Source organism: Thermodesulfovibrio hydrogeniphilus (assembly GCF_054657355.1).
The window spans coordinates 1,430,568-1,455,665 of the sequence record NZ_BAAHYW010000001.1 but is presented as its reverse complement, the minus strand read 5'-3'; the positions used below and the strand labels follow the sequence as shown (position 1 = coordinate 1,455,665).

At 37.1% G+C, this 25,098-nt stretch carries 25 protein-coding genes and 1 pseudogene; 14 read left to right on the top strand and 12 right to left on the bottom strand.

The features are described 5' to 3' along the window. The first annotated feature begins 1 nt into the window (after nucleotide 1). The 8 genes from ACYQ3P_RS07305 (at nucleotide 2) to ACYQ3P_RS07270 (ending at nucleotide 6,535) form a co-directional block, all read left to right on the top strand. A complete protein-coding gene (locus ACYQ3P_RS07305) occupies nucleotides 2-445 on the top strand; it encodes a DNA polymerase ligase N-terminal domain-containing protein (protein WP_460177271.1) in 444 nt (147 codons plus the stop codon). After that, complete coding sequence (locus ACYQ3P_RS07300) at nucleotides 417-1,061, top strand: response regulator transcription factor (protein WP_460177270.1); 645 nt, start codon at nucleotides 417-419, stop codon at nucleotides 1,059-1,061. Before ACYQ3P_RS07305 ends, ACYQ3P_RS07300 begins: the two co-directional genes overlap by 29 nt. Beyond that, on the top strand, nucleotides 1,058-1,957 hold the full coding sequence (locus ACYQ3P_RS07295; RefSeq protein ID WP_460177269.1) for an ATP-binding protein: 900 nt from the start codon (nucleotides 1,058-1,060) through the stop codon (nucleotides 1,955-1,957). The genes ACYQ3P_RS07300 and ACYQ3P_RS07295 overlap by 4 nt, the downstream gene beginning before the upstream one ends. A gap of 388 nt (nucleotides 1,958-2,345) precedes the next feature. Beyond that, a complete protein-coding gene (gene yedE, locus ACYQ3P_RS07290) occupies nucleotides 2,346-3,437 on the top strand; it encodes a YedE family putative selenium transporter (RefSeq protein WP_460177268.1) in 1,092 nt (363 codons plus the stop codon). A 3-nt stretch (nucleotides 3,438-3,440) separates the two neighbouring features. Next, complete coding sequence (locus tag ACYQ3P_RS07285; RefSeq protein WP_460177267.1) at nucleotides 3,441-3,659, top strand: sulfurtransferase TusA family protein; 219 nt, start codon at nucleotides 3,441-3,443, stop codon at nucleotides 3,657-3,659. Then, nucleotides 3,660-4,208, top strand: a complete 549-nt coding sequence (locus ACYQ3P_RS07280; protein ID WP_460177266.1) for a putative Se/S carrier protein — start codon at nucleotides 3,660-3,662, stop codon at nucleotides 4,206-4,208. It begins immediately after the preceding gene. Then, nucleotides 4,193-5,074, top strand: a complete 882-nt coding sequence (locus tag ACYQ3P_RS07275) for an NAD(P)H-hydrate dehydratase (RefSeq protein ID WP_460177265.1) — start codon at nucleotides 4,193-4,195, stop codon at nucleotides 5,072-5,074. Before ACYQ3P_RS07280 ends, ACYQ3P_RS07275 begins: the two co-directional genes overlap by 16 nt. 672 nt (nucleotides 5,075-5,746) lie before the next feature. Then, nucleotides 5,747-6,535 (top strand): coiled-coil domain-containing protein, encoded by a 789-nt coding sequence (locus ACYQ3P_RS07270; RefSeq protein WP_460177264.1) that lies wholly within the window; start codon nucleotides 5,747-5,749, stop codon nucleotides 6,533-6,535. Between the two features lie 640 nt (nucleotides 6,536-7,175). Here ACYQ3P_RS07270 and ACYQ3P_RS07265 read toward each other — a convergent pair. The 12 genes from ACYQ3P_RS07265 to nifH all read right to left on the bottom strand — a co-directional run bounded on the left by ACYQ3P_RS07265 (nucleotide 7,176) and on the right by nifH (nucleotide 19,751). After that, nucleotides 7,176-7,721, bottom strand: a complete 546-nt coding sequence (locus ACYQ3P_RS07265; protein WP_460177263.1) for a ferredoxin domain-containing protein — start codon at nucleotides 7,719-7,721, stop codon at nucleotides 7,176-7,178. 245 nt (nucleotides 7,722-7,966) lie between these two features. After that, nucleotides 7,967-8,305, bottom strand: a complete 339-nt coding sequence (locus tag ACYQ3P_RS07260) for a P-II family nitrogen regulator (RefSeq protein WP_460177262.1) — start codon at nucleotides 8,303-8,305, stop codon at nucleotides 7,967-7,969. Between the two features lie 13 nt (nucleotides 8,306-8,318). Next, nucleotides 8,319-9,623 carry an ammonium transporter gene (locus ACYQ3P_RS07255; protein ID WP_460177261.1) on the bottom strand — a complete coding sequence of 435 codons (1,305 nt, stop codon included), beginning with the start codon at nucleotides 9,621-9,623 and terminating at the stop codon, nucleotides 8,319-8,321. An 11-nt stretch (nucleotides 9,624-9,634) separates the two neighbouring features. Then, nucleotides 9,635-10,459, bottom strand: coding sequence for a TorF family putative porin (locus tag ACYQ3P_RS07250; protein WP_460177260.1), 825 nt, complete (start codon nucleotides 10,457-10,459; stop codon nucleotides 9,635-9,637). A 950-nt stretch (nucleotides 10,460-11,409) separates the two neighbouring features. Further along, on the bottom strand, nucleotides 11,410-12,291 hold the full coding sequence (locus ACYQ3P_RS07245; protein WP_460177259.1) for a radical SAM protein: 882 nt from the start codon (nucleotides 12,289-12,291) through the stop codon (nucleotides 11,410-11,412). Continuing rightward, on the bottom strand, nucleotides 12,272-12,691 hold the full coding sequence (locus ACYQ3P_RS07240; RefSeq protein ID WP_460177258.1) for a P-II family nitrogen regulator: 420 nt from the start codon (nucleotides 12,689-12,691) through the stop codon (nucleotides 12,272-12,274). Before ACYQ3P_RS07240 ends, ACYQ3P_RS07245 begins: the two co-directional genes overlap by 20 nt. Beyond that, on the bottom strand, nucleotides 12,688-13,005 hold the full coding sequence (locus tag ACYQ3P_RS07235; protein ID WP_460177257.1) for a P-II family nitrogen regulator: 318 nt from the start codon (nucleotides 13,003-13,005) through the stop codon (nucleotides 12,688-12,690). Before ACYQ3P_RS07235 ends, ACYQ3P_RS07240 begins: the two co-directional genes overlap by 4 nt. Next, a complete protein-coding gene (gene nifX / locus ACYQ3P_RS07230; RefSeq protein ID WP_460177256.1) occupies nucleotides 13,002-13,406 on the bottom strand; it encodes a nitrogen fixation protein NifX in 405 nt (134 codons plus the stop codon). Before nifX ends, ACYQ3P_RS07235 begins: the two co-directional genes overlap by 4 nt. Continuing rightward, nucleotides 13,403-15,958: a nitrogenase iron-molybdenum cofactor biosynthesis protein NifE gene (nifE, locus tag ACYQ3P_RS07225; RefSeq protein WP_460177255.1), complete on the bottom strand. Its 2,556-nt coding sequence runs from the start codon at nucleotides 15,956-15,958 to the stop codon at nucleotides 13,403-13,405. The genes nifX and nifE overlap by 4 nt, the downstream gene beginning before the upstream one ends. Nucleotides 15,959-15,965: 7 nt before the next feature. Continuing rightward, nucleotides 15,966-17,477 (bottom strand): nitrogenase molybdenum-iron protein subunit beta, encoded by a 1,512-nt coding sequence (nifK, locus tag ACYQ3P_RS07220; protein WP_460177254.1) that lies wholly within the window; start codon nucleotides 17,475-17,477, stop codon nucleotides 15,966-15,968. Further along, nucleotides 17,474-18,913, bottom strand: a complete 1,440-nt coding sequence (gene nifD, locus ACYQ3P_RS07215) for a nitrogenase molybdenum-iron protein alpha chain (RefSeq protein WP_460177253.1) — start codon at nucleotides 18,911-18,913, stop codon at nucleotides 17,474-17,476. The genes nifK and nifD overlap by 4 nt, the downstream gene beginning before the upstream one ends. A 13-nt stretch (nucleotides 18,914-18,926) precedes the next feature. Further along, the gene (gene nifH / locus ACYQ3P_RS07210) at nucleotides 18,927-19,751 is read right to left on the bottom strand and encodes a nitrogenase iron protein (protein WP_460177252.1); all 825 of its coding nucleotides are present in this window, start codon (nucleotides 19,749-19,751) and stop codon (nucleotides 18,927-18,929) included. Nucleotides 19,752-20,439: 688 nt separating this feature from the next. Here nifH and ACYQ3P_RS07205 point away from each other — a divergent pair. The 6 genes and pseudogenes from ACYQ3P_RS07205 to ACYQ3P_RS07180 all read left to right on the top strand — a co-directional run bounded on the left by ACYQ3P_RS07205 (nucleotide 20,440) and on the right by ACYQ3P_RS07180 (nucleotide 24,422). Beyond that, nucleotides 20,440-21,042, top strand: a complete 603-nt coding sequence (locus tag ACYQ3P_RS07205) for a PAS domain-containing protein (protein ID WP_460177251.1) — start codon at nucleotides 20,440-20,442, stop codon at nucleotides 21,040-21,042. Between the two features lie 12 nt (nucleotides 21,043-21,054). Beyond that, nucleotides 21,055-21,222 (top strand): annotated as a pseudogene (locus tag ACYQ3P_RS07200) (hypothetical protein); the annotation flags it as partial. 69 nt (nucleotides 21,223-21,291) lie between these two features. Beyond that, nucleotides 21,292-21,411, top strand: a complete 120-nt coding sequence (locus ACYQ3P_RS07195; protein WP_460178061.1) for a hypothetical protein — start codon at nucleotides 21,292-21,294, stop codon at nucleotides 21,409-21,411. Further along, nucleotides 21,362-22,945, top strand: a complete 1,584-nt coding sequence (locus ACYQ3P_RS07190) for a PAS domain-containing protein (RefSeq protein ID WP_460177250.1) — start codon at nucleotides 21,362-21,364, stop codon at nucleotides 22,943-22,945. Before ACYQ3P_RS07195 ends, ACYQ3P_RS07190 begins: the two co-directional genes overlap by 50 nt. 103 nt (nucleotides 22,946-23,048) lie before the next feature. Continuing rightward, nucleotides 23,049-23,921 carry a response regulator gene (locus ACYQ3P_RS07185; protein ID WP_460177249.1) on the top strand — a complete coding sequence of 291 codons (873 nt, stop codon included), beginning with the start codon at nucleotides 23,049-23,051 and terminating at the stop codon, nucleotides 23,919-23,921. Between the two features lie 84 nt (nucleotides 23,922-24,005). Further along, the gene (locus ACYQ3P_RS07180) at nucleotides 24,006-24,422 is read left to right on the top strand and encodes a putative metalloprotease CJM1_0395 family protein (RefSeq protein ID WP_460177248.1); all 417 of its coding nucleotides are present in this window, start codon (nucleotides 24,006-24,008) and stop codon (nucleotides 24,420-24,422) included. Nucleotides 24,423-25,098 lie beyond the last annotated feature (676 nt).

Sequence of the window (25,098 nt, the reverse complement as noted above, 5' to 3'; positions counted from 1 at the left end):
TATGCCATATTTTGTTGTCCATGAACACCATGCAAGCCATCTTCATTTTGACTTAAGACTTGAGTATGGTGGAGTGTTGAAATCTTGGGCTGTGCCTAAAGGACCTTCAATGAATCCCAACGACAAAAGACTTGCAATAATGGTAGAGGATCATGCATTGGAGTATGGAGAGTTTGAAGGCGAAATTCCTGAGGGATACTACGGGGCAGGCAAAGTTTATATATGGGATAAAGGGCAATATCAAACAATAAAAGGCTCTCCAGAAGAGGGACAATGGGAAGTGTCTTTATTAGGTGAAAAGCTCAAAGGTAGATTTGTGCTTCTTAAGCTTAAAGGCAAGGAAAAGGAATGGTTGCTTATAAAAAAGAAGGATGAACATGCTGATTATAATTTTAAACTTAAATTAGTTGGACCAGATGAAAGTCCTCATCATAGAAGACGATAAGGCATTAGGCGAAAGTATTGTTGAATACTTGCAACTTCAACAAATAGATGTTCTTTGGCTTTACGATGAAAGAAGACTTCCGAATGTATTAAATGTAAGCGAATTTGATGTTATAATTGTTGATCTAATTCTAAGCTATTCAAAGGGAGAAAATCTAATAACATATATCAGACAAAGAGGAATAAAAACTCCAATTCTTGTTCTCACAGCAAAAAGTTCAATTGATGACAAGGAAGAATGCTTTCTCAGAGGAGCAGATGACTATTTGACAAAGCCCTTTGAGCCTAAAGAATTGCTACTAAGACTTTTAGCTCTTTCCCGAAGAAAAACATTAGATACAATTATTGAAATAGGAGATGTAAAAATCAATTTTGATGCCAAAACTGTTCATAAATCAGGACATGAGATAAAGATTTCAAAGACTGCATGGCAGTTACTTGAACTTTTTGTCAAAAATAGGGGAAGAATTGTAAGTCACGATACGATTTTGAATTATGTGTGGGGAGGCAAAGTTGTAGGAGATGATGTTATAAGAACATACATTAAAGAATTGAGAAAGATCTTACCAAAGGATGCAATACAAAACTTTAAAGGAAGGGGCTACAGACTAAGTTGAAATTTGAAAATCGTTTATTTATAACATTTGCTGTTGCATTGGTTTTAGTATTTTCTATAATCAATTTGTTTGTAATATATTTTTTCATCAAGGAGCAATCAAGGTATGAAACAGAGATAATATTGAGCTATCAAGAGCTTTTAAGATACGATAAGAATTATCCTTTGCCGCCATTTATCAAAAAAACAGGGGAAGACCTGACAATAGAGCCTATTTATAAAGAAGAATATTTCAAAAAATTTTCTCAGACTGTCCTTATATGGGAGTCTTTGTTTCTTTTAATCCTAATGTACATATTTTATCTCGTTATAAAACTTCTCGTTAGAAGGGAGCATGAATATGAAAATTTTTTAAAACTTATTACACTTATCCTATCCCACAAAATTGGAAACTATCTTGCCCTTGTTAAAACTAATCTGGAAATACTAAGATACAAACCAGAGGACAGAATAATAGAAAGGCTTAAAATGCACTCTAACATTTTAAATGATGAGATAAAAAGATTAATTGATGCAGTAAAGAGAATTCCAATGTTACCCAAGGAAAAGGATTTCATAAATCTTAAGGATTTTTTCCATGAAATTTGTTTAAATTTTGAAACAGAAAAGAAAGTAAAGATAACTGGCAAAGAATTAACGATTAAATGTAACAGAGAAATATTATCCCACATTTTTTTTCTATTGTTAGACAATTCAATTAAGTACGCAAAAAATATTATTCATGTCAAAATTTTCAATAATTCAGTAGTAATCAGAAATGACTTTGCAGAAACATCACACGGAGCAGGGGTCGGGCTTCAAATTGTTGATTATCTTTGTAAAATTAATGGATTTAAATTAATCACAAGGGTAAAGGGAGATTATTTTATAAGTGTGGTTGTTTTTAACTTAAGTTAGATAGTATATGTGCACCTGAAAAGTGAAAGACAAAAAAGAGAGAGAAAAGGAATTAAAAAATAGAAATACTAAGTTGTTCAAATTTCATTATTAAGTTTTTTTGAGCGTTATTGGAAAGTTTTTCTGTCAATGAGAATCTCGTCTTCGGTGAGGCGTGGAAATCAAGTGATTGCGAGCTGAAGGCTTGATGGACATTAGCAATGACAGGGAAAAAGCCCTACCAAGCCATTTAAGAATCAATTAATTTTGGTTTCAATCCTTTCTCCATGCAAGAAGTTAGACAAATTGATAGAAAAAAGCGATAAACAAGTCAAAATCTATTGAAAAAATCAATTTTACATATAGGAACTTTATTGATAAAATACTATAAAACTTATGAGGAGGGGGTATGGATGCATTGAAAAACTTCTTTGCAACGAGGACAGGCATTATTGTTGTTGGTTTAATTATCGGTGTACTGGCGCCTTTTCTTCAGTTTCTTGGTAATCCTCCAAACATGGGCATCTGCGTTGCCTGTATGGAAAGGGATATTGCAGGTGCTCTTGGACTTCACAGAGCTGCGGTTGTTCAATATATGAGACCCGAAATACTCGGTTTTGTAATTGGTGCTTTCTTTTCAGCTCTTGCATTTAAAGAGTTTAGACCTCGTGGTGGCTCTGCTCCTTTTGTAAGATTTATTTTGGGAATATTTGCAATGATAGGAGCTTTGGTTTTCTTAGGATGTCCTTGGAGAACTCTTCTAAGACTCGCAGGCGGTGATGGAAATGCAATATTTGGTTTGCTTGGACTTATCTTTGGTATATGGGTTGGAACAAGATTTCTTAAAGCTGGATACTCTCTTGGAAGAACGCAAACAGCTTCTTCAAAAGCCGCAGGATTAGTATTTCCTTTTCTTATGTTTGGACTTCTCGTTCTCCTTTTAATTGACCCGCAACCTGAAGGTGAGCCAAGAGGCATGCTTCTTTTCTATAGCCTCAAAGGTCCGGGTTCAATGCATGCACCTTTGCTAATATCTCTTGGAGCAGGACTTCTTATAGGTCTTCTTGCCCAGAGAAGCAGATTTTGTACAATGGGAGCATTTAGAGATTTGCTTCTTTTCAAACAAGGACATCTTTTCGCGGGAGTTGCTGCATTTTTCGTGGCAGCACTGATAACAAATCTTATACTTGGACAATTCAATGCAGGCTTTGAAAAACAGCCAATTGCCCATACAATGCAACTTTGGAATTTTCTTGGAATGACTCTTGCCGGACTTGCATTTACACTGGCAGGCGGATGTCCCGGTAGACAGCTTTTTATGTCAGGTGAAGGAGATGGAGATGCAGCTATCTTTGCATCAGGAATGATAATTGGTGCAGCAATTGCTCATAATTTTGGACTTGCAAGCTCTCCTCAAGGAATAGGACCAAATGGAGCAGTGGCTACGATAATAGGTTTGATTGTTTGCGTAATCATTGGTTTAACAATGAGAAGGAGGTAAAAAATGGCTGAGATAGTAGATGCAAGAGGACTTTCCTGTCCAGAACCTGTTCTTTTAACTCTTGAGGCTATCAAAAAATTAGGGAAAGGTGAAATTGAAATTCTTGTTGACACAGATACTTCAAAGGAAAATGTATCCCGTGCGGCAAATTCTATGGGATGGCAAGTCGTTACAGTAGAGCAGGAAGGCACTGCATACAAAATAAAGATAAAGAAAGATTAAATGGGATTTTTTAAAAAATTTTTTAAAAAAGAAAAAGAGCAAGCTCAAACAGACAGCAGAGGTATTCTCATATTTGAGAATACCTCTGAAGTTATAAGGGCAGAAAACGTTCTTAAAAAACAAGGGTATGATGTAAAAGTTGTAGGACCGCCAGCTCATGTTAGAAAGGGCTGTGATCTTGCAATTGAATTTCCAATTGTTGAAGCAATGGGAATATTAACTATTCTTGAAAAAGAAGGGCTTCTACCAATTGACTGGATTCCATCCAATGACGGAAATCTTAAACCTGTTGACCTTTTTCATGTTAAAGATTACGGCAGTTATCTGATGGTGAGGGCTGCTAATATGAAAATAACCGTGCATAAATCCACATTAAAAATAGTCAATGTATCAGGAGGTGGATGCCCTGATGTTCCTTATTTAGCAGCTATGCTCGTTGGAAAAAAATTAACAGAGGCACCACAGCCAAGAGCTCTTGGACATACGCTTTGCGGATATGCTCTTCAGCTTGCGTATGATAAAATAAAAGAATTATGCTTGCAATCATAGGGACTGTGCCAGATGATGAATTTCCAATTGTTGCTGGTAAAGCTTTTCTTGATGAAGAGCATGTTATTGTTGAAGACAAAAGAGTTTCTATTCAAAGAGGAACTCCTGCATTAATTGCAGCAGCCATAAAAATTCTTGAAATTTTAAAGAAAGAGCCTCCTTTTGTTTATCTTGTAGGAGATATTGGAAAGGGAGATGGAAGCAGAAAACTGTATGATTTTCTTGTAAAGGATATCAAAAAAAGAAATTTTTCAACATTGACATTTCATTATTTAATGCCTGATGCAGACTGGTGCAATAAAATATTGATAACATTGGATGAGCTTTCTCATCGTCCTTTTCTTATTGCAGATGCTGGTTTTATGTATGCAGCAAAAATGAGCGGAAATGCACCTTCTTTTGACCTTTTTACGCCTGACCCCGGAGAACTTGCATTTTTGGCAGATGAAGAAGCTCCTCATCCTTTTTACACAAGGGGTTTTATACTGCAGGATGAAAGCAAAGTTGAGGAACTTGTAAAAAGAGCTTATGAACACAACAATGCTTCAAAATATCTCCTTGTGAAGGGAAAAGCAGACTACATTGTTTATGAGGGAAAAATCATTGAAATAATCAAAGAACCCTTAATTGAAGCCCTTGAACCAATTGGTGGAACAGGCGACACTATAACAGGTATTGTTTCAGCCTTAATTGAATACGGAATAGAAGTTGAAAAGGCGTGTGCTATTGCATCAAAAATCAACAGAGTTGCTGGAGAAATTGCCAAACCAGACCCATCAACCCAGATAAGTGAAATTATCAAGCTAATACCTGTTGCCCTAAAAGAGGGCTTTAATTCATGTTTCATAAAGAATGATGATGGGTAAAAGAGAAAATATTCTAAAAATTAGAATTAGGATTGACGCCCAATAAATGCTTATTTTTATCAGATTTGAGAGGACATTTATAAAACCTTTATTAGCCAGTCATTTTAAGCATTCTGAATTTAGTGTGACAATTTTTGACATTGCTTCTGTATCCTAACGGATGCCGCAGCAATAAAGAAGAGATGGATTGCAATGCTTCACCTTAGGTGGCTGTGTCGCGATCTGCAAATTATCTTAAATCATTCTGATTGTTGTCCAAAATTTTATTATTTCCAAGGTGTTTTTAAAACACACTGGGAGAAAAATCTTAAATGAGTTATGACACAGACAATTCCCGAAAAATAGAGATAGATACTCGTCACTGCGAGCCCCCCTGTTGCGAGCGATAGCGTGGCAATCTGGGGCGAAGCAGTCTATAGTAAGGCTTTATTGAAAAACAAAGTAGAGATTGCTTCGCATCCTTCGGATGCTCGCAATGACAGCAAAAATACTTAAATTTTAAATGGTTATACCAATTATTTGATTTCTATCGCTATTTTTGGGAATTCAGCGAGGCTTGCAATTATTTTTAAAAATCTCATATTTTAGTTTTTAATAAAACTTGTATGATTGACACTTAATATTTGTTGTTGTTAATATTGATAAAAACCTTCTATCTTAAGAGGGGTAGCTATGGAAATTGAAAAAATTTTTGAGAAATTCAAAGACATAATACTCAGCGAAATAAGAGAAGAGTTTAAACTTTTTAAGGCAGAAGTAAGAGGAGAACTCGCAGGATATAGGCTTGCAATAGAGTCATTAAGTGCGAGAATTGGAAATATTGAATCTGATATAAGAGAGATGAGAACCACATTTAATGCTAAATTTGAAGAAATCAATAAAAGGATAGATGAGACAAATAAGCGAATAGATGAGACAAATAAACGAATTGAAGCCGTAAACAATGAGCTTAGTAGGAGAATAGATGAGACAAATAAGCGAATAGATGAGACAAATAAACGAATTGAAGCCGTAAACAATGAGCTTAGTAGGAGAATAGATGAGACAAATAAGCGAATAGATGAGACAAATAAACGAATTGAAGCCGTAAACAATGAGCTTAGTAGGAGAATAGATGAGACAAATAAGCGAATAGATGAAACAAATAAACGAATTGAAGCCGTAAACAATGAGCTTAGTAGGAGAATAGATGAGACAAATAAGCGAATAGATGAAACAAATAAACGAATTGAAGCCGTAAACAATGATTTTTCTAAGAAAATTGATGAGCTTAGAGTAGAACTAAAGCAGGAGATTATGCTTAATACCCATAGAATTGATGAAAATAATCAGAGAATTGATAGCCTAATGCTTGAAGTTGCGGATATTAAAGGTGACCTCAAGAGAGCTTTTGAAGATAGAATTATACGGGACGATATTATTAAGAGAATTCAGAATCTTGAAGAGAAGGTTTTTGCGTAATTCTTAATTTGTTTTTGCAATAAGATAATTTTTACATCCCTAACATTTGGATTTCTCTTTAATATTGAAAACCTTAATTTTCAGATTGTTAAATTTCATAGCAAGGCTTTTTTACTATACTCTATACTTACAAATATTAGTCAAACTATAGGCTTGCAAAAGGCTTTGCGAAGAAGAAAAAACAGTCTTTGCTTCATCATTCTCGTGAATATCTCAAAATGACTACCTTCCGCCTCATTAAAAGAGGTCGTCACGTCTTTGGCTATCTACAGTCTCCGCAACCAATAAATTTCGCCATTTTCCTTTTCGTCCGACAGAGAGATTTCTTCGGTATCCTAACGGATGCCTCGCAATGACAGGGTGAGGTCCTTGCGGGTGCCTCCCTCATTGTCATTGCGAGCTTCTGCGAAGCAATCTCGCCTTTCCCTTCTCATATAACGGTGATACTGCTACGCCTTCGGCTTACAGAGCCTTCTCTCGTCATTACGAGACTTGCATCGCAAGCCGAAATGCTCTCTCTTTTGGGATAAAAAAGAGATTCCCACGCATCACCTTCACTGAGAATTGCTATGATATAAAGAAGAGGTTTTATAGCAAATCGCTCAATTTATTTTTGAATTATAGGTTGATTTTCAAAAAATCAAATAGGCTTTCTGTCAAAGAAAATGTTTTTACCTTTTACACTTAATGGAACGCCTAAAATTATCTGGGCATCCATAAGTTCAAGATTTTTAGCAGCAACGCCAATGGTGCACATAACTCTATTGTCCACCCCAAATTCTTTAGCAACTGAGACAAGGGAGCCTATTGCAATACCTAAATCTATAGCTCTTATTGTACATACTGGTCCTGAATAGTCACTCTTGTGTCCCTTTTGTTTTAAAATACTGTTACAGTCATATCCACAAGCACCACAATTTACTCCTGCTGGCTTTTTAAAATTAAGTCCAATTAAAATAACTGCTTCAGCATCCCTTACATTTTGTGCATCTCTTTTGAAGAATTTGTAAGCTTCTCCCCTTTCTGCAATCTTTTCCATCTCCTCAGCCAAAGCCTGCTTTTCCTCAGGAGTTACAATTCCTGTTACAATTTCATCCTCTCCCTTTGCCTTTGGTGCTGTTCTTGCTGAAACAAGCATTATTTTTGCAAGTGTCTCAATCACTTCTTTTTCAGGATTTAGCTCCATAGTATCCTCCCAAAAAATTTTTTGTGATGTATTATTTTAGCATGAGGTTAAATCTAAATTGTTGACTTTCAAGCATTATATTGAATAAACACCACGGCTTTGGTGAGATTCGCATTAATAGAGAAAAATAAACAGGGATATTAAGGGTTTTATAAAAAATCGCTCAATTTAGGTTAAACATAAAATAAAAATCGGCAGGAAGGGGATTTCCTGCCGAATGTTCAAGTTTAATGTTTATTAGAATTTTATATTGCCTGCTCCCCACGCTCCTTAGTTCTTATTCTTATAGCATCCTCAACTGGTAGGATGAAAATCTTACCATCACCAACATTTCCTGTGTATGCCTTCTTCTGAAATACTTCCACAACCTTCTCAACCATCTCATCAGGCACAACAACTTCAATTTTCATTTTAGGGATAAAGTGAACCTCTATCTCAGAGCCTCTGTATATTTCAATGTGACCCTTCTGTCTTCCAAATCCATTCACTTCATAAACTGTCATTCCCTGAATGCCTGCAAAAACAAGAGCTTCTTTGACTTCTTCAAATTTAAAGGGCTGTATTATGGCTTCAATCTTTTTCATGTTTTACCTCCTTTTATAGTAAATTATAAGCTTTTTCACCATGTGCTGATGAGTCAAGTCCAATGATTTCTTCTTCCTCTTTGACCCTTATTTTCATGAATATCCGTATGATTAAGAATATCAGTGCAGTCATAACTCCTGTGTAAACTATTGTTACAAGAACTGCCAATGTCTGTGTCCAAAGTTGAGCTGGATTACCGTACAAAAGCCCTTTGCCAGCTTCATTGATTGCTGGGTCTGCAAATACTCCTGTAAGGATTGCACCAATTATTCCAGCAACTCCGTGAATTCCAAATACATCAAGGGCATCGTCATAACCTATTTTTGGTTTCATTTTAGCAACGCTAAAGTAGCACAGAAATCCTGCCAAAGCTCCAATTATGATAGAACCCACAACATTGACAAATCCTGCAGCAGGAGTAATAGCAACAAGTCCAGCAATCATTCCTGATGCAATTCCCAATACCGTAGGTTTTTTTGTCATAGCCCACTCAGTAAACATCCAGCTAAGGGCAGCTACTGCTGTTGCTGTATTTGTATTAATGAAAGCCTGCGCAGCAAGTCCATTGGATGCAACAGCACTTCCAGCATTAAATCCAAACCATCCAAACCACAAAAGTCCAGCACCAATTGCAACAAGGGTTAGATTATTAGGTAGAAGAACAGTATTTTTTCTCTTACCAAGAATAAGCACTCCAACCAAAGCTGCAATACCTGCATTTATGTGGACAACTGTTCCACCTGCAAAATCAAGTGCACCCATCTCTGCAAGAAATCCTCCACCCCATACCCAGTGTGCCACAGGAACATAAACAAGACTCATCCAGAGAATTGAAAACAAAACCCATGCTGAAAACTTCATTCTCTCAACATAAGCACCACTTATCAGTGCAACTGTAATTGCTGCAAATGTAAGCTGAAATACAACAAATAAAACCTCAGGTATAGTGCCTTGCAATGAATCTACCTTAAGTCCTGACAAAAAAGCCTTATCTAAGTAACCAATTACTCCCGCAATATCACCTGAAAAAGTAAGTGAGTATCCAAAAGCAATCCAAAGTAAACTAACCAAGCAGTAAGCAACAAAGCTCATAGCAATTGTGTTAAGAACATTTTTTCTCCTTGCCAGTCCACCATAAAACAGTGCAAGTCCTGGAACAGTCATGAGCATAACAAGGGCTGTTGCCATAATCATCCATGCAGTATCTCCTGTATCCAGCTTTTGCTGAGGAGGTTGTGCCTCCTCGGCAAAAAGCAAGCCTGATGAAATTGTTAAAAACATCGTAATTAGAAATAAAATACTTAAAAATTTTTTCATTTTGCCCTCCTTTAAAAGCTAAATGTTATATTGATTCCTGTTACCCAAGTGTCATCAAGGTGTCCATTGGGATTGTAAGGATTGCCGTCAACAATTCTTTTTGCCTTGTTTGAAAGTGGAAACCAGTACTGAACAACAGGCTGAACTGTTAAGTTCTTTGTAATTGGAATGGTAAATCCAGCTTGAAGTTTTCCATCGTGAAATCCGCTGTATTTTTTGCCTGTGTACTCTCCTGTGCTTCTTTCATAGGTTCTCCAGTAGCTATCATCTCCTTTGAAATATCCAAATGAAGCTGCAAGGTCAAGGGTTATGTCCTTGTAGACCTCAAAGGAATGGGAAAATGAGAGATTAATATAAGTACTGGGATAAGTTGAGATATCACGATAAATTGTAAGGGTAGGTTTAGAAATCACATCATAAGTCGCGCTTAGGAAGAGTTCTTCTGTCTCATCAGTATACTTTGTTCCGTAGTAAATGTAACCAGCAGTAAGAGAAAGCTTGTCAATGGGATTGAATGTGTAACTGAGTGTAAGGTCAGATTCATTAAAGCTTTTTCTTCCCGGCCTGTCAGGAACAAAACTCTGAGTTTGCCTTTCATTAGTGTCAATGTTTCCCCAGTAATTAACTGAAAAACCCTTGTAAGAAACTGTGACTGATGGTTGAATAACAACGCTTCCTGAACTCAGCTCATAACCCCTGAAAATGTACCTGTTGTAAACACCTAAACCAACAGAACCAGTAACCTTGTCCTCTTCCTGCTTTGCCTCTTCAGCATAAACAAAAGAGAAAGAGATAAGAACAACTAACGCCACTACCAAATACCTGAAACTTTTCATGATGCTACCTCCTTTTTTATTTTTATAAAAAATAATGCTAAAAGCATGCCAAAATGAAATGATTGAAATTAAAGGATTTTAAAGTTTAATATAAGCTACAATTTTGTATAGTTTTACAAAATTGTAATTTTCATTTGTCCAAACAAAAAAATAGATAGAAACACTTCACTGTGAGTCTATCTTTTGCAAGGGATAGCATGTTAATCGTCCACTCCATCACTGGAAGCCTTAGGCTCTTAATCACTGCGAGCCTTCATATAACTCCCCTTGTCAATGCAAGCCTCCCTGTTGCGAACGAAGCACTCCAACACATTGTCCCTACGAGCCTCTAAAGAAGGCGAAGCGGTCTCTGATTGGTGGTCGGAGATTAGTGCATGGTGATTAGAGAATTGTGAATGATGGATTTTAGATTTTGGATTGTTTTAATTATAGATTATTTTCTATCATGACGAATCCTATTTTTTGTAATTGCGAAGGACTTTATTCCTTAAGTAATCTCTTTTCTTCATTTTCGTTGTCTCATCATTGCGACGCATTCCTTTTTTCTGTCATTGCGAGCATCCGAAGGATGCGTGGCAATCTTTTCTTTTTCCCTTCAAAGGAATGAGATTGCTTCGTCGCTAGCGCTCCTCGCTATGACGACAAGGAAAGAATTCGCAATGACGACAAATAAAGTGTTAGCAATGACGACAAGGAGGTCATTGCGAGCGTAGCGAAGCAATCTCGTCTTTATTTTCCCATAAAGCCTTATTAGAGAACGCTTCGCCCCAGATTGCTACGCTATTGCTCGCAACAGGGGGTCCCACAGTGACGCTTGTAAATCTCTATTTTTGGGTAATGTGAGCATCTTGTATCATAGTTTTGGGGAGGGGCGTTGAAAATTATCTTAGATATACAAGATGCTCACATTTTTGTCAATCATGAGAAAGCCAAGCCTATACAATGATAAATCATACAGAATCGCAGTAATCAAAAGCTAATGCTGTGTTTAAAAGTTCAAGTTCTATGTCCTTTTCCTCTTCAAGTCTGCCAAGTGCATCTGCTCTGCATTGTTTGCAATGCCTGATTTGAGGAATGAATCTCTCTGCGTTTGACCTTACCTTCTCTACCAAAGCGTGAGATGGTCTTACTATATTTTTAAACCTGCCATTAGGAATAAGCGGTATAATATTCATCACTGTGACTTTTAATTCATTTGCTTTTTTTGCTATGCATTCTATTTCTTCCTCATTTATACCCGGAATTAACACTGAATTAATTTTTACATAGAACCCTTTTTCAGTAAGCATTTTCAAGCCTGTCCATTGATTTTCAATTAGCATTTCAATTGCCTCTTTACCTCTCAGCAATTTGCCTTTATGATTAATCCAAGAATAAATTTTTTCAGCTACAGATTTATGGACTGCATTAATGGTTACTGTAATTGTCTGAATATTCAACTCCTGTAGAAGTTCAATTTTTTCAGGCAAAAGAAGCCCATTTGTTGAAAGGCAGAGATTGATTCCCGGGAACTCTTTTCTAACCAGCTTGAAAAATTCAAAGGTGCTGTCATTTGCCAGAGCATCACCCGGACCAGCAACGCCTACAACAGAAATCCTTTCTCTATCCATGATGATACTCAGCCTCTCAAGTGCTTCATAGGGAGTCAAAATCCTGCTTGATACGCCGGGTCTTGATTCATTGACGCAGTCATATCTTCTATCACAATAATTACAGCTTATGTTACAATTAGGCGCAACGGGCAGATGTACTCTGCCATATTTTTTATGTGCCTCCTTTGAAAAACATGGATGCTTTTTCAATATCTCAGCATCAAGAAATGGCTTTTTCATCTGTTTCTCCTGTTCTTATTCTAATTGCTTGCTCAATAGGGCAAACAAATATTTTTCCATCGCCATGTTTCCCTGATTTGTTCACTCTTATTATTGTCTCAACAATATTTTCTACCATATCATCTGGCACAATCATAGTTATCATTCTCTTTGGCACAAAAAGAGCAACCTTCTGTAAAGAATGCTCAAGAGCGTATTTTGAAGGAGTTGGTTTAAGCTTTACAGCTGTGCAAAAGCTCTCTGGCAGATCCGAGTCCATCTCTTCTATGCATGTGTCGCCCTTTTGCTTTCCTCTACCCTCAACACCTTGAAGAGTTAATGACGGAAAACCAATCTCTTCAAGGGCTCTTTTTGTCTCTGGAGTTTTATCTCTTCTGATTATGGCTATAATCTCTTTCATAGTCCCTCCTCCCCTGTTCTAATTGTAAATGACCTTTCTACAGGGCTTACAAATATTTTTCCATCACCAATAAATCCTGTGCGGGCTTTATCATTTATAATGGCAATTACCCTATCAACATCCTCATCATCCACTACCATCATAATCAATGTCTTTGGAAGTTCATCGTAATGAACTGGTCCAACTTGAAGTCCCTTCTGTTTTCCTCTACCAAAAACTGGCATTTTGGTAAGTGAAGGAAATCCTGCTCCTTCTAATGCAAGAACAACCTCCTGCTCTTTTTCTGGTCTTATAAATGCCCTAATCATTTTCATTGTCCTTCCTCCTTGTTTATTAATTTTTTAAGCCACGGCGGTGGCGAAGTTTTTAGTGTTGAGAGAAGTTTTTCAATGCATTCCTCTATTGTTGTTCCCTCCTTTACTTTAAGAGGCATCATGCCTTTTTGAGAAAGTCTTGCAGCAGATGGTGGTCCAATTTCTGTTATAAAAACAATCTTGCAATCTGAAAGAGCCTTTACTTTGTCCCACACCAAATCATTGTGAACTTCAGGCATATCCTTACTGTCTTCAATTTTGCTGTCCCTACCTTCTGAAAATTTTCTAATTTCTGAAAATCTGTAACCATTTCTGTCAATTTCATAAATTACAAACTGACCACATCTTCCAAAGTGCTCATTAACATTTATGCCATCCGTTGATGCAAAAGCGATTTTCATAGGTGTCCCTCCTTCATTAATAAATTGACCAAATCACATATAATATTGATGCTACCTCTATAGCCAATCGTGAGTTTCTGTGAATATCCGAAATTTTTATATACCGGGAAACCCATCTCATAAAGAGGCACTCTCAGTCTTTTCGCATTTCTATGAGCATGACTGTTTGAAATAAGCAGGTCATATTTGCCTTTAATGCTACTTAAAGAACCGATGATGACCTCCTCTGCTGAAATGAATTCAGCATTTTCTGTGTTTTCAGGCAATACAACTGACTTAAGTTGCATGCCCATATCCAAAAGAAGATTGGATAGATGAAAAACATTGTCGGATTCAAGGGCAAGGGCGACTTTTTTGCCTGTAAGAAAGAATTGAGCATCTCGCATTGTATCTATCAGGATTTTCCTGTCTCTCTGAAGCTTATCTGGAATTTTTCTTCCACTGATTAGTGAGAGAGTTTCAACAAATTCATCGTTAGCTCTTATCCCTGTTAAGCTTCTGAATACCCTATATTCTATGCCAAATCTTTCTTTCAAAAGCTTACCTAATGAACTCAGGCTATCTCCTAAAACCAATGTAAACTCTGAGTCTCCCATTCTCTCAATATCTTCTAAAGTAACACCTCCTTTGGCTATTCCTGAGAATGAACTGCTTCCATCAAGGCTTGAAAGCTCTGGCAGTATGATAGGTTTTAGTCCAAAAAGCTCAGAAATCTCTTTAATTTCTGAAAAATCCTGAGGTGTGAGATGGTGACCGGCAATAATATTGATCTGTCCTTTTTTCTGCATAATCTCCTTTGACGGAATTAAACCTAAAATTTTTTCTACTGCCTCTTTGTATCCTCTTTGCAAACTTCCTCTATAATCAGGAAGAGGAATGTGTATTAATTTTAAGCCACTGTCTTCCAACTGATTTACAATATCCTCACTAATTTCCTCTCCCTTGATATGAGAAATCGCTCCTGTTATGACTGCTATCAGTCTTGCTCCTTTTTCTCTTAAGTTTTCAATTGTGCTTTTTAGTTTCTCCATCCCTCCCATAACAACTTCTTCAGTGAAAATTTTTGTGCTAAACATTGATATAGGCTCTCTAAAATGTTTGATAAGAAGAACCTTTCCTAAAAAATTACATCCCTGAGTTGTATGAAGCAGAGGAGCTGCGCTTTCAATTCCCTGTAAAGCCATAACAGCACCAATAAAGGGAGCATTTTTTAATGGATCAATAAAGATATCCTCCTCACTCCTTTTAATCAAAAGTTTTGAAAATTCTCTTGAGGAGTAAAAACTCAATGCTCTGCTTATGTCTTCTGCAAGGTTCACTAAACCTCTATATCCTGCATAGGCTCTGTGTCTTTCCTGATTGACATCTACAAAGGGAAACCCTTCTTTGATAGCCAGATATTGGTTTCTGCCTCCTGCAACGAGGATGTCTGCTTTGGTCTCTTTCATTATTTTCAAGATGTTTGCCGAAGAAGTATCTTCAAAAAGAATGCAGTTATCACTCACCAACTCTCTTATTCTTTTTTCATCCTCATATGTGCTTTTCTTTATACCCACTGCAACTACATCAAGCCCCAAATCATTCAAAGCAGATATCATTGACCAAGACTTAACGCCACCTGTATAAAGCACAACTCTTTTGCCTTTGAGTGATTCATAATGAGAAAGTTGGCTTTGAAGTTTTCTCTCCTCATGCTTAATCAGTTTTTCCACTTTTTCCGCAAGTCTTCTATCTTTAGGGAAAAAAGAAACCATCTTCCTAAGAGCATTGGCAATCTCTGTTTTGCCGAAAAATGAGACTTCCACAAATGGTATGCCGTATCTTTTCTCCATCTCAATCCCAATATTTACAAGGGCTCTGCTGCATACAATAACATTAAGCTTGGCTCTATGAGCCCACTTTATCTCTCTGTAGCGAGAGTTACCTGTAATTCTTGAAAGAATTCTGAAACCCGCCTTTTGAAGCAAAGATTCTATAAATACTTGCTCTCCAGCGATGTTGTATTCTCCAATCAGATTGATGTCTCTTTCACCAAAATCAGGTGGCTCTTGCTTTCCAATAACATAATCAAGAAGAACTTCGCCTGCTATGCGGTTTCCCAAATTTTTTGGTCCTATAAAGCCCGGTGCATTAACAGGAATAACATCAGTATTGAATTTTTCTGTTGCCTCAAGGCAAATCTTTTCTATGTCCTCTCCAAGAAGTCCTGTAGCACAGGTTGAATAGACAAAAATAGCAGAAGGTTTGATATTCAACACAATATGCTCAATAGCTTTTAAAAGTTTTCTCTCTGTTCCCAAGATTATGTCAAGTTCAGAAAGGTCAGTGGTAAAACCCATTTTATGAAAAATGCCCCTTTCTGATACTGTTCCTCTGCCCTGCCAAGAGTTAGCACAGCAAGAAATAGGACCATGCACAAGATGAACTGCATCGGCAATTGGTTGTAACACAATCATTGCACCATCAAAAGCGCAGGATTCTCCTCCTCTTGCCCTGCAGATTTTTTCCTTTTTTTGTATTTCATCTGTCTTATTTATTGTAGAAAGCAACATATTGCACCTACCTTATTACGTCAAAACTTGGGGAGTCCTTTGTCTGTCTATCCATCTCATCAAGAACAGTATTGACCATAAGTGTCAGAAGGTTGAGAGCACCACTGTATCCAATAATTGGATATCTGTGCATGTGATGCCTATCAAATATTGGAAAACCAACCCTGATAAGCGGAATATCAGTATCTTTCCATAAAGCCTTGCAATAAGAATTGCCAATAAGCAGATCAACAGGTTCTGTAAAAAGAAGAGAACGCAGATGCCACATATCCTTTTTTATGTAAACCTTACCCTCTGTGCCAAAAAGAGGCTCTCTTTGAAGAATTGAATAGGCTTGTCTTTCAAAGTCCTCATCGCCATTAGTGCAAACGATATGAACAGGAATACCACCAAGCTCAAGAATAAAGCTTAATAAACCAAGCAGAAGGTCAGGGTCTCCGATGAGCGCAAATCTTTTTCCATGAATATAAGCATAGGAGTCAATCATGGCATCAATTACTCTTCCTCTCTCTTCAATCAACTCTTCTGGAATAGGCTTGTTTGTGAGCTGACTGATAACATCAATAAATAAATCCGTATTAGTTATACCGATAGGATAGGGAATGTTTACAAAAGGCTGCCTCCAAACTTCCTTTATAAACTCACCTGTTTTCTGTGTTGAATACTTCTGAAGAGCAACAGTTGCTGTTGAATTGATTGAATCCCTTAAATCCTCAAGAGTTGTTCCACCTGAATACATCTGATATTCACCAGTATTTGGAGCATCAAGATGATCACTGATATCACTAAGAAGAATATGATTAACACCCATCATACTGAGAATTCTTTTGACTTCCCTGTAGTTACCAGTGTATGTGTCAAATCCTAAAATAAGATTTATCTTTTCAGTCTGAACAGGTTTCAATCCAGCTGTCATATAACTTAAAATTCCTTTTAACATCGCATCATAGCCATTTATATGGGAACCTGTAAAGCTTGGTGTGTTGGCATAGGGAGTAAAAATTTCCTCAGGGATTACTCCTTGTTTTTTTGCTTTCTTGATAAACGCATTTAAATCATCTCCAATAACCTCAGCCATACATGTGGTTGAGATCGCAAACATCTTTGGTTTATAGAGCGCATAGGCATTTTCAAGTCCCTCAACAAGATTATTCAAACCTCCAAATACCGCTGCATCCTCTGTCATTGAGGTTGATACAGCTGGCACAGGCTCTTTAAAATGTCTGCTCAGATGACTTCTGAAATAAGCAACACAGCCCTGAGAACCATGAACAAATGGCAATGTGTCCTTGAATCCTAATGCACAAAGCACTGCACCAAGTGGCTGGCATGCCTTAGCAGGATTGATTGTCAGAGCCTTGCGAGCAAAATTTTTCTCTCTGTATTCTGGCGTTTTTGTGTACTCCAAAACCTTTTGAACTTCCTCATCTGTGCAAGGGATTTCAAACTCCTTTTTACTCTCAAAAATTCTTTTGTACTCATCACTTTTATAAAGTTCTACATGGTCTTTTATTTTCATTTTGTTTTCCTCCTTATCAATTTCCATGAAGGATTGTTTATAGCCATATCCATGTCACGGGCAAAAACAGGAAAGCCATCAAATCCGTGATACGGTCCTGAATAATCCCAAGAATGCATCTGTCTGAACGGAATTCCCATTTTATGATATACATATTTCTCCTTAATTCCTGAGCCTACTAAGTCTGGCTTTAAAGCCTCTGCAAATTTTTCAAGTTCATAGTGAGATGGATCATCATACAAAAGTGCATTTTTTGCCAACTGAGGATATGTTCTCTCATAGTCATCCCTATGTGCAAACTCATATCCTGTAGCAATAACTGTCATTCCTAAGTCCTCATAGGCACCAACAATATGTCTTGGTCTTAATCCTCCAACATAAAGCATTACCTTTTTACCCTCCAGTCTGGGTCTGTATTTTTCTATTACTTGGTCCATAAGAGGTTTATACTTTTCAATGGTTTTCTCTGTCTTTTCCATGATTTTATCATCAAAATTCCGTGCTATTTTTCTCATGCTTTCATATATCTTAGTTGGGCCAAAAAAGTTGTACTCCATCCAAGGAATCTCATAGTTTTCCTCAAGATAACGGGCAATATAGTTTGTTGACCTGTAGCAGTGAACCAGAATTAACTTTGGTCTTGGTAGCATAGTTAGCTCATTAAGAGTACAATCTCCGGGTATCTGTGCAATAACTCTAAGTCCCATCTCTTCAAGAATTTTTCTTGAAGCCCAAGCCTCTCCACCAATGTTATAGTCACCAAGAATAAGAACATCATAGGGAGTTTCCTTCTCTAAAACTCCCTTTACCTTTCCAAGAACCCAGTCTCTTATGCTGTCATTGGCTATGTGATGTCCAAGAGACTGACTTACTCCTCTGAAGCCTTCGCAACGGACAGGTATCACAGGTATTCCAAGCTCCTTAGTCATCTTTCTTGCAACAGACTCAATATCATCGCCTATAAGACCAACAGGGCATTCACACTGGATGCTAATACCCTTAGCCAAAGGAAACATCTCTTTAATCTCTCTGCAAAGCTGTTCAAGTTTTTTATCTCCTCCGAAAACAATGTCATTTTCCTGAAAATCGGAAGTAATATGCATTGTTCCAAAGGCATTTATTCCAGTTATTCCGTTATAGTAGTTTCTTCTTGACCACCAACTATACTGTCCGCAACCCACAGGACCGTGACTTATATGAACCATGTCTTTTATCGGTCCCCATACAACTCCCTTTGAACCTGCATAGGCACATCCCCTTGAGGTCATTACACCGGGTCTTGACTTGACATTAGACTTAAGCCCGCAGGTTGAGGGAGTGCATTCAGGGTCATTGGATAATAAATGTTTTCTCCTTTCTTTTTTTGTTTTTTCAGGATATACTTCAAGAACTTCTTCTATTAATTTTTCAGTATTCTGTTCAATTATTCTATGCATTTTTATTCCTCCTTTAATCTAAAAATCCGTATTTTTCAAGTAATTCTTCAAGTTCATCCATTGTAAGCGGTGTTGGAATGTATAAATTTTTGTTCTCAGCCATCTTCTTTGCCAGAGCTCTATATTCATCTGCCTGTGGATGTTCAGGGGCATACTCAACTACTGTCATACGATTAAGTTCTGCCTTCTGAACCATATTATCCCTCGGAATAAAGTGAAGCAGCTGAGTTCCCAGTCTTTCTGCAAACTCTGACACAAGCTCGTATTCCTTGTCTACTTTTCTTGAATTACATATAATTCCACCAAGCCTTACGCCTCCACTTTGAGCGTATTTAAGAATTCCTCGGGAGATATTGTTGGCAGCATAAATTGCCATCATCTCACCAGAAGTAACAATATAAATCTCCTTTGCTTTGCCCTCACGGATAGGCATGGCAAAACCTCCGCAAACAACATCACCTAAAACATCATAGAACACAAAATCAAGGTCAGGCGTATAGGCGCCATTTTCCTCAAGAAAGTTAATGGCAGTGATTACGCCTCTACCAGCGCAGCCAACACCTGGTTCAGGACCTCCAGATTCAACGCATTTAACACCCTTAAATCCTTCAAGTAAAACCTCGTCCAGTTCAAGCTCTTCAACTGCTCCCTTTTCTCGTGCAAGGTCCATCACTGTTGCCTGACTTTTTTTGTGAAGAATAAGCCTTGTTGCATCTGCCTTTGGATCACAACCTACAATCATACATTTGTATCCTGCCTCTGCAAGGGCAGCAACGGTATTTTGAGTAGTAGTGGATTTACCAATTCCACCTTTACCATAAATGGCTATTTGTCTCATTTTTTCCTCCTTTATTTTTTGATTTGACATTAGTAAATCAATTTTTATGCCAGATGAAAAAAGATGTTTTTACAAGGAATTTTGGGCAAATATTTTACAATTTTGTAGATTTAGCTTACTTTTTTGAAATTTATTACATTTTTGTTGTATCAATATTTCCCAAATTTTTCAAAAGATACAATCTAAATTGAGCGATTTTTAATAATCAAAAATAGTTAGAAATGCTCCACTGCGAGCCTTCCTTCATCGTCACTACGAGCCAACTTTCATCGTGACTGCGAGCTTCAGATTTTTTTGTCACTGCGAGCCTCCGAAGGAGGCGAAGCAGTCTATGAGATTGCTTCGGAATCCTAACGGATGCCTCGCAATGACTGCTAAGAGCGTCAAAGCGAGGACTTCCCTTTTTCGTCATTGCGACTCCGAGCGAAGCGAGGAGGAAGCAATCTCATCTTTTTGCTCCTCTTTTCGTCATCTCGAGCGTAGCGGAGCGAAGCAGTCTCTACTTTATTTTTCAATAAAGCCTTATTAGAGACTGCTTCGCCCCAGATTGCCACGCTATCGCTCGCAACAGGGGGCTCGCAGTGACGAGTGTCTATCTCTATTTTTCGGTCTCATGAATGCCTTGACAAAAATACTAAAATTTGCTAAAACTTTTATTAAGTTTAATCAAAAAAGGGCTTCATGAAAAATGAAAGAATCAAAAGATGATTCTATATCAAGAAATTTAGATGAACTATCAAAAGAAAATGCTGAGCTGAGAGTTTATCAAAGCCTTTTTGAAGCATCTCCAATACCAATCTGCATCTTTGAGCTAAAAGATGATAGGCTTGTTTTAATTAATATAAATTCAGCGGCAGAGGAAATTCTTGGGAAAGACCTTACATCATGCATTGGAAAGCTTTTTGAAGATATTTGTCCGTTCCATAGCAAGTATGAAATTCTCAAAGTCTTCGTGGAAGCAATTAAAAACAAGAAAAGTATTAAAACTACCATAGAGGATTTTATAACCAATAAAGAGGGTTTGTTAAACAAGGCAATTGAAATTAATGCCTTTTCAGTTTCAGACAACAAACTTGTTGTAATGTTCCATGACATCACTCAGTTAAAAGAGATGGAAAAATCCATGTTACAGAGAAATGCATTATTTTATTCATTATTTGAAAATGCAGTTTTTTTAGCTGGAGTGCTTGACCAAGAGGGCAGATTAATTGAAGTCAATCAAAACGCCCTAAAAATCATTGGTATGCCTGCTGAAGCTGTTATAGGAAAACCCTTTATTAATACTCCGTGATGGAGGGATGAAGATAAGCCTCGCCTTCGTAAAGCCTTAGAAAATGCATTAAATGGCAAAGTTGATAGCTTTGAGGCAATCCATTACAATTTGGATGGCAATGCTTTAAATATATTATTCAACGCAAATCCAATAGATATAAATGGTAAAAGATTTATTTTTGTTACAGGAGTAGATATCACTGAACAAAAAAAGACTCAACAGGCTCTTATAGAAAGCGAAAACAAATTCTCATCTATATTTGAATCTATGGCTGAAATGGTTGTTCTGCACGAATTGGTTTTTGATGAAAAAGGCAATCCCGTAAACTATCGCATACTTGACTGTAATCCAGCATATACGAAAATTACAGGTATTTCAAAAATATGATGCCATTGGGAAACTCGCTACAGAAGTTTACAAATCTCAAAATCCACCTTATTTTGATATATACAGTCATGCCACAATAAACAATACTCCGAAAACATTTGAAACCTATTACGAGCCAATGGATAAATACTTCCATATATCCGTAGTTCCTCTTGGAAAAAACCGTTTTGCAACAGTAACAACAGATATTACTGAACTGAAAATAAAGGAACAGGAAATAGAAAAGAGCGAAACACTTTTCAGAAGTATATTTGAATCTTTCCAAGATGTTTACTTCAGATATAACAAAGATTTTATTGTTGAACTTATCAGTCCATCTATAAAACAAATTGGGGGTTATGAGCCCGAAGAAATAATAGGGAAATCAGCCTTAGAGTTTTATTCAAATAAAGAAGACCATCAAAAAGTAATCAATATACTATTAGATAAAGGTCAAATCTACGATTACGAAGTTGTTCTAAATAAAAAAAACGGTGAACCCTTCATATGCAGTGTAAATGCCAAAATTCTGAGAGATGAAGAAGGAAATTTCGCAGGTGCTGAAGGAACTATCAGAGACATCACACAAAGAAAACAACTTGAACAAATGCTTCAAGAAAGTGAGCAACGCTATCGCACACTTTTTGATCAAACAAGAGATCCAATAATGATTTTAGAGCCTCCTTCATGGCATTTTAAAGCAGCTAATCCTGCTGCAATGCAGTTATTTGGTATTAAAAGTGATGAAGAACTTCAAAAATTAACACCTTGGGCTATATCTCCTGAATTTCAGAGTAACGGCGAATCATCAGAAAAAAAAGCTTTAAAAATGATTGACACTGCAATGCGAAATGGCTCACATTCCTTTGAATGGACTCATCGCAGTCTGGACGGAAAACTGCTTTATTTTTCTATACTCCTTAGTAAAATTGAGATAGGTGGAAAAGTATTTTTGCAAGTCTCAATGCGTGATATAACGGAGTTAAAAAGAAAGGAAGAGGAACTTAAGAACAGCGAAGCACGAAATAAAGCATTACTTCAAGCAATTCCTGATATTATGTTTATTTTTGATAAAAGTGGAGTATTTGTTGATTTTAGTTATCAAAAGCCTGAAAATCTTTTGCTTCTTCCAGAACAGTTCATAGGCAAAAAAGCTGCAGAAGTTTTACCTGAAGAGCTTGCGATATTAACTATTGATAAATTAGAAAAAGTTTTCCAAACAAAGCAAATTCAGACTTATGAGTATTCTTTGGAGATAAAGGGCGAAGTTAAATATTATGAGTCAAGACTTGTTTATATGGACGAAAATCATGCTTTAGCTATTGTAAGTGACATCACCGAACGGAAACGTCTTGAGGACGAAAAAAAAAAGCTTCAGGAGCAGTTAATACAAGCACAAAAGCTTGAATCAATTGGTCGTCTTGCAGGTGGAGTGGCTCATGATTTCAACAATATGCTTGAGGTTATCTTAGGATTTACTGATCTTTGCATGAGGAAAATAGAGCAATATCATCCTATATATTCCTATCTTGAAAAAATAAAAAAAAACAGCTGAGCATTCAGCCCAACTTACTCGGCAACTTCTTGCTTTTGCCCGCAAGCAACCCATTTCACCAAAAGTTGTTGATTTAAATTTAACAATCAAAGACTCTTTAAGCATGCTAAGGCGTTTAGTAGGTGAAAATATCAGTCTGACATTTGAGCCTGAAAAAGATTTATGGCATGTTTATATAGACCCAGCACAGATTTCTCAAATTCTTACCAATATGTGTATTAATGCCAAAGATGCTATCCAGTCTTTAAAGGAAACGGGCAATATTATTATTTCAACTAAAAATATTTCTCTTGACCAAAAATACTGTGCATCCCATCCTGATTGCATTCCGGGTGAATATGTAATGCTTACAATAAGTGATGATGGATGTGGAATGGATGAGGCAACTGTTGCCAAAATATTTGAACCATTTTTTACTACCAAAGAATTAAGAAAAGGCACAGGACTCGGACTTGCCACTGTTTACGGTATTGTCAAGCAGAATAATGGCTTTATAAATGTTTACAGTGAATTAGGAAAAGGAACGACTTTTAAGATATATCTGCCAAGACATACTGCTGAAGAGCCTAAAGATATAGAAAGAAAAAGAATTGAAGAGCTGGCGGGTGGAGGAGAAACAGTTTTATTAGTGGAAGATGAGCCTGCTATTCTTGATATGATTACAATAATGCTTCAATCTATGGGATACAATGTTATAGCTGCTGGAAATCCTAAGGAAGCAATTAAACTTGCAAAAGAGCGTAAAGGCAAAATAGACCTCGTCATTACCGATGTAATTATGCCTGAGATGAACGGTCGTGATTTGGTTGATAGAATAAAATCTTTATATCCTGATATCAAATGTCTGTTTATGTCTGGCTATCCTGCTGATGTTATCTCAAAGCAGGGAATACTTGAAAAAGGCATGCACTTTATTGAAAAGCCTTTTTCATTGGATGATTTCTCAGCTAAATTAAAGGAAATACTTGAGACCTAATTTGAGCAATTATTTTGTAGCGATATGAGTTTCAATGAAAACCGACGGGTTGATAAAAACTTCTTATTTTAATAAACTTTAATTATGAAGATACAAAATTCATTAACTTTAAATCAAATTGAACAGCAAAAAATTAATCAAGTTGTTCAACAATTGAGAAATATTGAACGAAAAGTTGTAGCCCATGAAATGGCACATAAAGCTGTTGCAGGAAAGTATGCAGGACCTGTAAATTATGGATACACCAAAGGTCCTGACGGAAAACTCTATATTACAAGTGGTGAGGTTTCTTTAGCCCTTTCTGAGGAGGCAACTCCTGAGGAAACAGTAGAAAAAATGGAAATTATAAAAAGAGCTGCTATGGCACCTGCTGACCCTTCTCCACAGGATATAAGGGTTGCGCAAACAGCAGCAATAAAAGAAATGAGGGCCAGAATGGAAATGCAAATGCAGGAAGATAAAAAATATCAATCAGCATCAACCTTTGAAATCATAGTTTAACAACGAAAAACCTTTTTTAGCCTGTCATGATGAATATAGCAAATTAAATTTTGATTGCTACGGATGCTAAGCCTATCCTAAGCCGAAGGCGTGCGACTGGTCACAATGACTACCTTTCCCCCGTCAGCACGAGGCTTGCGAAACAAGCCGAAATGATCACCGTTAGAAGAAAAAAGGCGTGATTGCTTCGGGTGTGGAGACTGTGGCGAGCCAAAGCCGTGGGGACCACTCGCAATGACCACCTTTTTCAGTCATTGTATGTTAGATATATGGACATTGCGAGAGATTTTATTTCTGAGGCTATACTTTCTTTTTATGAGATTGCTTTGCATGCCTGTCGGCAGGCTCGCAATGACCCCCTCTCCGTCATCGTATGATAAATATATGCGGTGAGGCTCGCGATAACCTCTCTCCCCGTCATTGCGAGGAGTTCCCTCATCGTCATTGCGAGGAGCGATAGCGACGAAGCAATCTCGCCTTTTTTCTTCGGACAATGGAGAGATTGCCACGCCTCCTTCGGAGGCTCGCAATGACAAAAAAAATAAACGGTGAGGCTCGCAATGACGGAAGAAAATCGGTGAGGCTCGTAATGACGGAAAAAGTGTCCTCCTGTATGGCTTGCAATGACACCTTCTTTTTTTTCTTGACGAAAAAAAGGTGTAGCAGAGATAATATT

Excerpts from the sequence above, each read along its gene's own strand:
- ACYQ3P_RS07305 (WP_460177271.1), top strand. The coding sequence starts at position 2 with ATGCCATATTTTGTTGTCCATGAACACCATGCAAGCCATCTTCATTTT.
- ACYQ3P_RS07300 (WP_460177270.1), top strand. The coding sequence starts at position 417 with ATGAAAGTCCTCATCATAGAAGACGATAAGGCATTAGGCGAAAGTATT.
- yedE (WP_460177268.1), top strand. The coding sequence starts at position 2,346 with ATGGATGCATTGAAAAACTTCTTTGCAACGAGGACAGGCATTATTGTT.
- ACYQ3P_RS07285 (WP_460177267.1), top strand. The coding sequence starts at position 3,441 with ATGGCTGAGATAGTAGATGCAAGAGGACTTTCCTGTCCAGAACCTGTT.
- ACYQ3P_RS07280 (WP_460177266.1), top strand. The coding sequence starts at position 3,660 with ATGGGATTTTTTAAAAAATTTTTTAAAAAAGAAAAAGAGCAAGCTCAA.
- ACYQ3P_RS07275 (WP_460177265.1), top strand. The coding sequence starts at position 4,193 with ATGCTTGCAATCATAGGGACTGTGCCAGATGATGAATTTCCAATTGTT.
- ACYQ3P_RS07270 (WP_460177264.1), top strand. The coding sequence starts at position 5,747 with ATGGAAATTGAAAAAATTTTTGAGAAATTCAAAGACATAATACTCAGC.
- ACYQ3P_RS07265 (WP_460177263.1), bottom strand. The coding sequence starts at position 7,721 with ATGGAGCTAAATCCTGAAAAAGAAGTGATTGAGACACTTGCAAAAATA.
- ACYQ3P_RS07260 (WP_460177262.1), bottom strand. The coding sequence starts at position 8,305 with ATGAAAAAGATTGAAGCCATAATACAGCCCTTTAAATTTGAAGAAGTC.
- ACYQ3P_RS07255 (WP_460177261.1), bottom strand. The coding sequence starts at position 9,623 with ATGAAAAAATTTTTAAGTATTTTATTTCTAATTACGATGTTTTTAACA.
- ACYQ3P_RS07250 (WP_460177260.1), bottom strand. The coding sequence starts at position 10,459 with ATGAAAAGTTTCAGGTATTTGGTAGTGGCGTTAGTTGTTCTTATCTCT.
- ACYQ3P_RS07245 (WP_460177259.1), bottom strand. The coding sequence starts at position 12,291 with ATGAAAAAGCCATTTCTTGATGCTGAGATATTGAAAAAGCATCCATGT.
- ACYQ3P_RS07240 (WP_460177258.1), bottom strand. The coding sequence starts at position 12,691 with ATGAAAGAGATTATAGCCATAATCAGAAGAGATAAAACTCCAGAGACA.
- ACYQ3P_RS07235 (WP_460177257.1), bottom strand. The coding sequence starts at position 13,005 with ATGAAAATGATTAGGGCATTTATAAGACCAGAAAAAGAGCAGGAGGTT.
- nifX (WP_460177256.1), bottom strand. The coding sequence starts at position 13,406 with ATGAAAATCGCTTTTGCATCAACGGATGGCATAAATGTTAATGAGCAC.
- nifE (WP_460177255.1), bottom strand. The coding sequence starts at position 15,958 with ATGTTGCTTTCTACAATAAATAAGACAGATGAAATACAAAAAAAGGAA.
- nifK (WP_460177254.1), bottom strand. The coding sequence starts at position 17,477 with ATGAAAATAAAAGACCATGTAGAACTTTATAAAAGTGATGAGTACAAA.
- nifD (WP_460177253.1), bottom strand. The coding sequence starts at position 18,913 with ATGCATAGAATAATTGAACAGAATACTGAAAAATTAATAGAAGAAGTT.
- nifH (WP_460177252.1), bottom strand. The coding sequence starts at position 19,751 with ATGAGACAAATAGCCATTTATGGTAAAGGTGGAATTGGTAAATCCACT.
- ACYQ3P_RS07205 (WP_460177251.1), top strand. The coding sequence starts at position 20,440 with ATGAAAGAATCAAAAGATGATTCTATATCAAGAAATTTAGATGAACTA.
- ACYQ3P_RS07195 (WP_460178061.1), top strand. The coding sequence starts at position 21,292 with ATGGCTGAAATGGTTGTTCTGCACGAATTGGTTTTTGATGAAAAAGGC.
- ACYQ3P_RS07185 (WP_460177249.1), top strand. The coding sequence starts at position 23,049 with ATGCTAAGGCGTTTAGTAGGTGAAAATATCAGTCTGACATTTGAGCCT.
- ACYQ3P_RS07180 (WP_460177248.1), top strand. The coding sequence starts at position 24,006 with ATGAAGATACAAAATTCATTAACTTTAAATCAAATTGAACAGCAAAAA.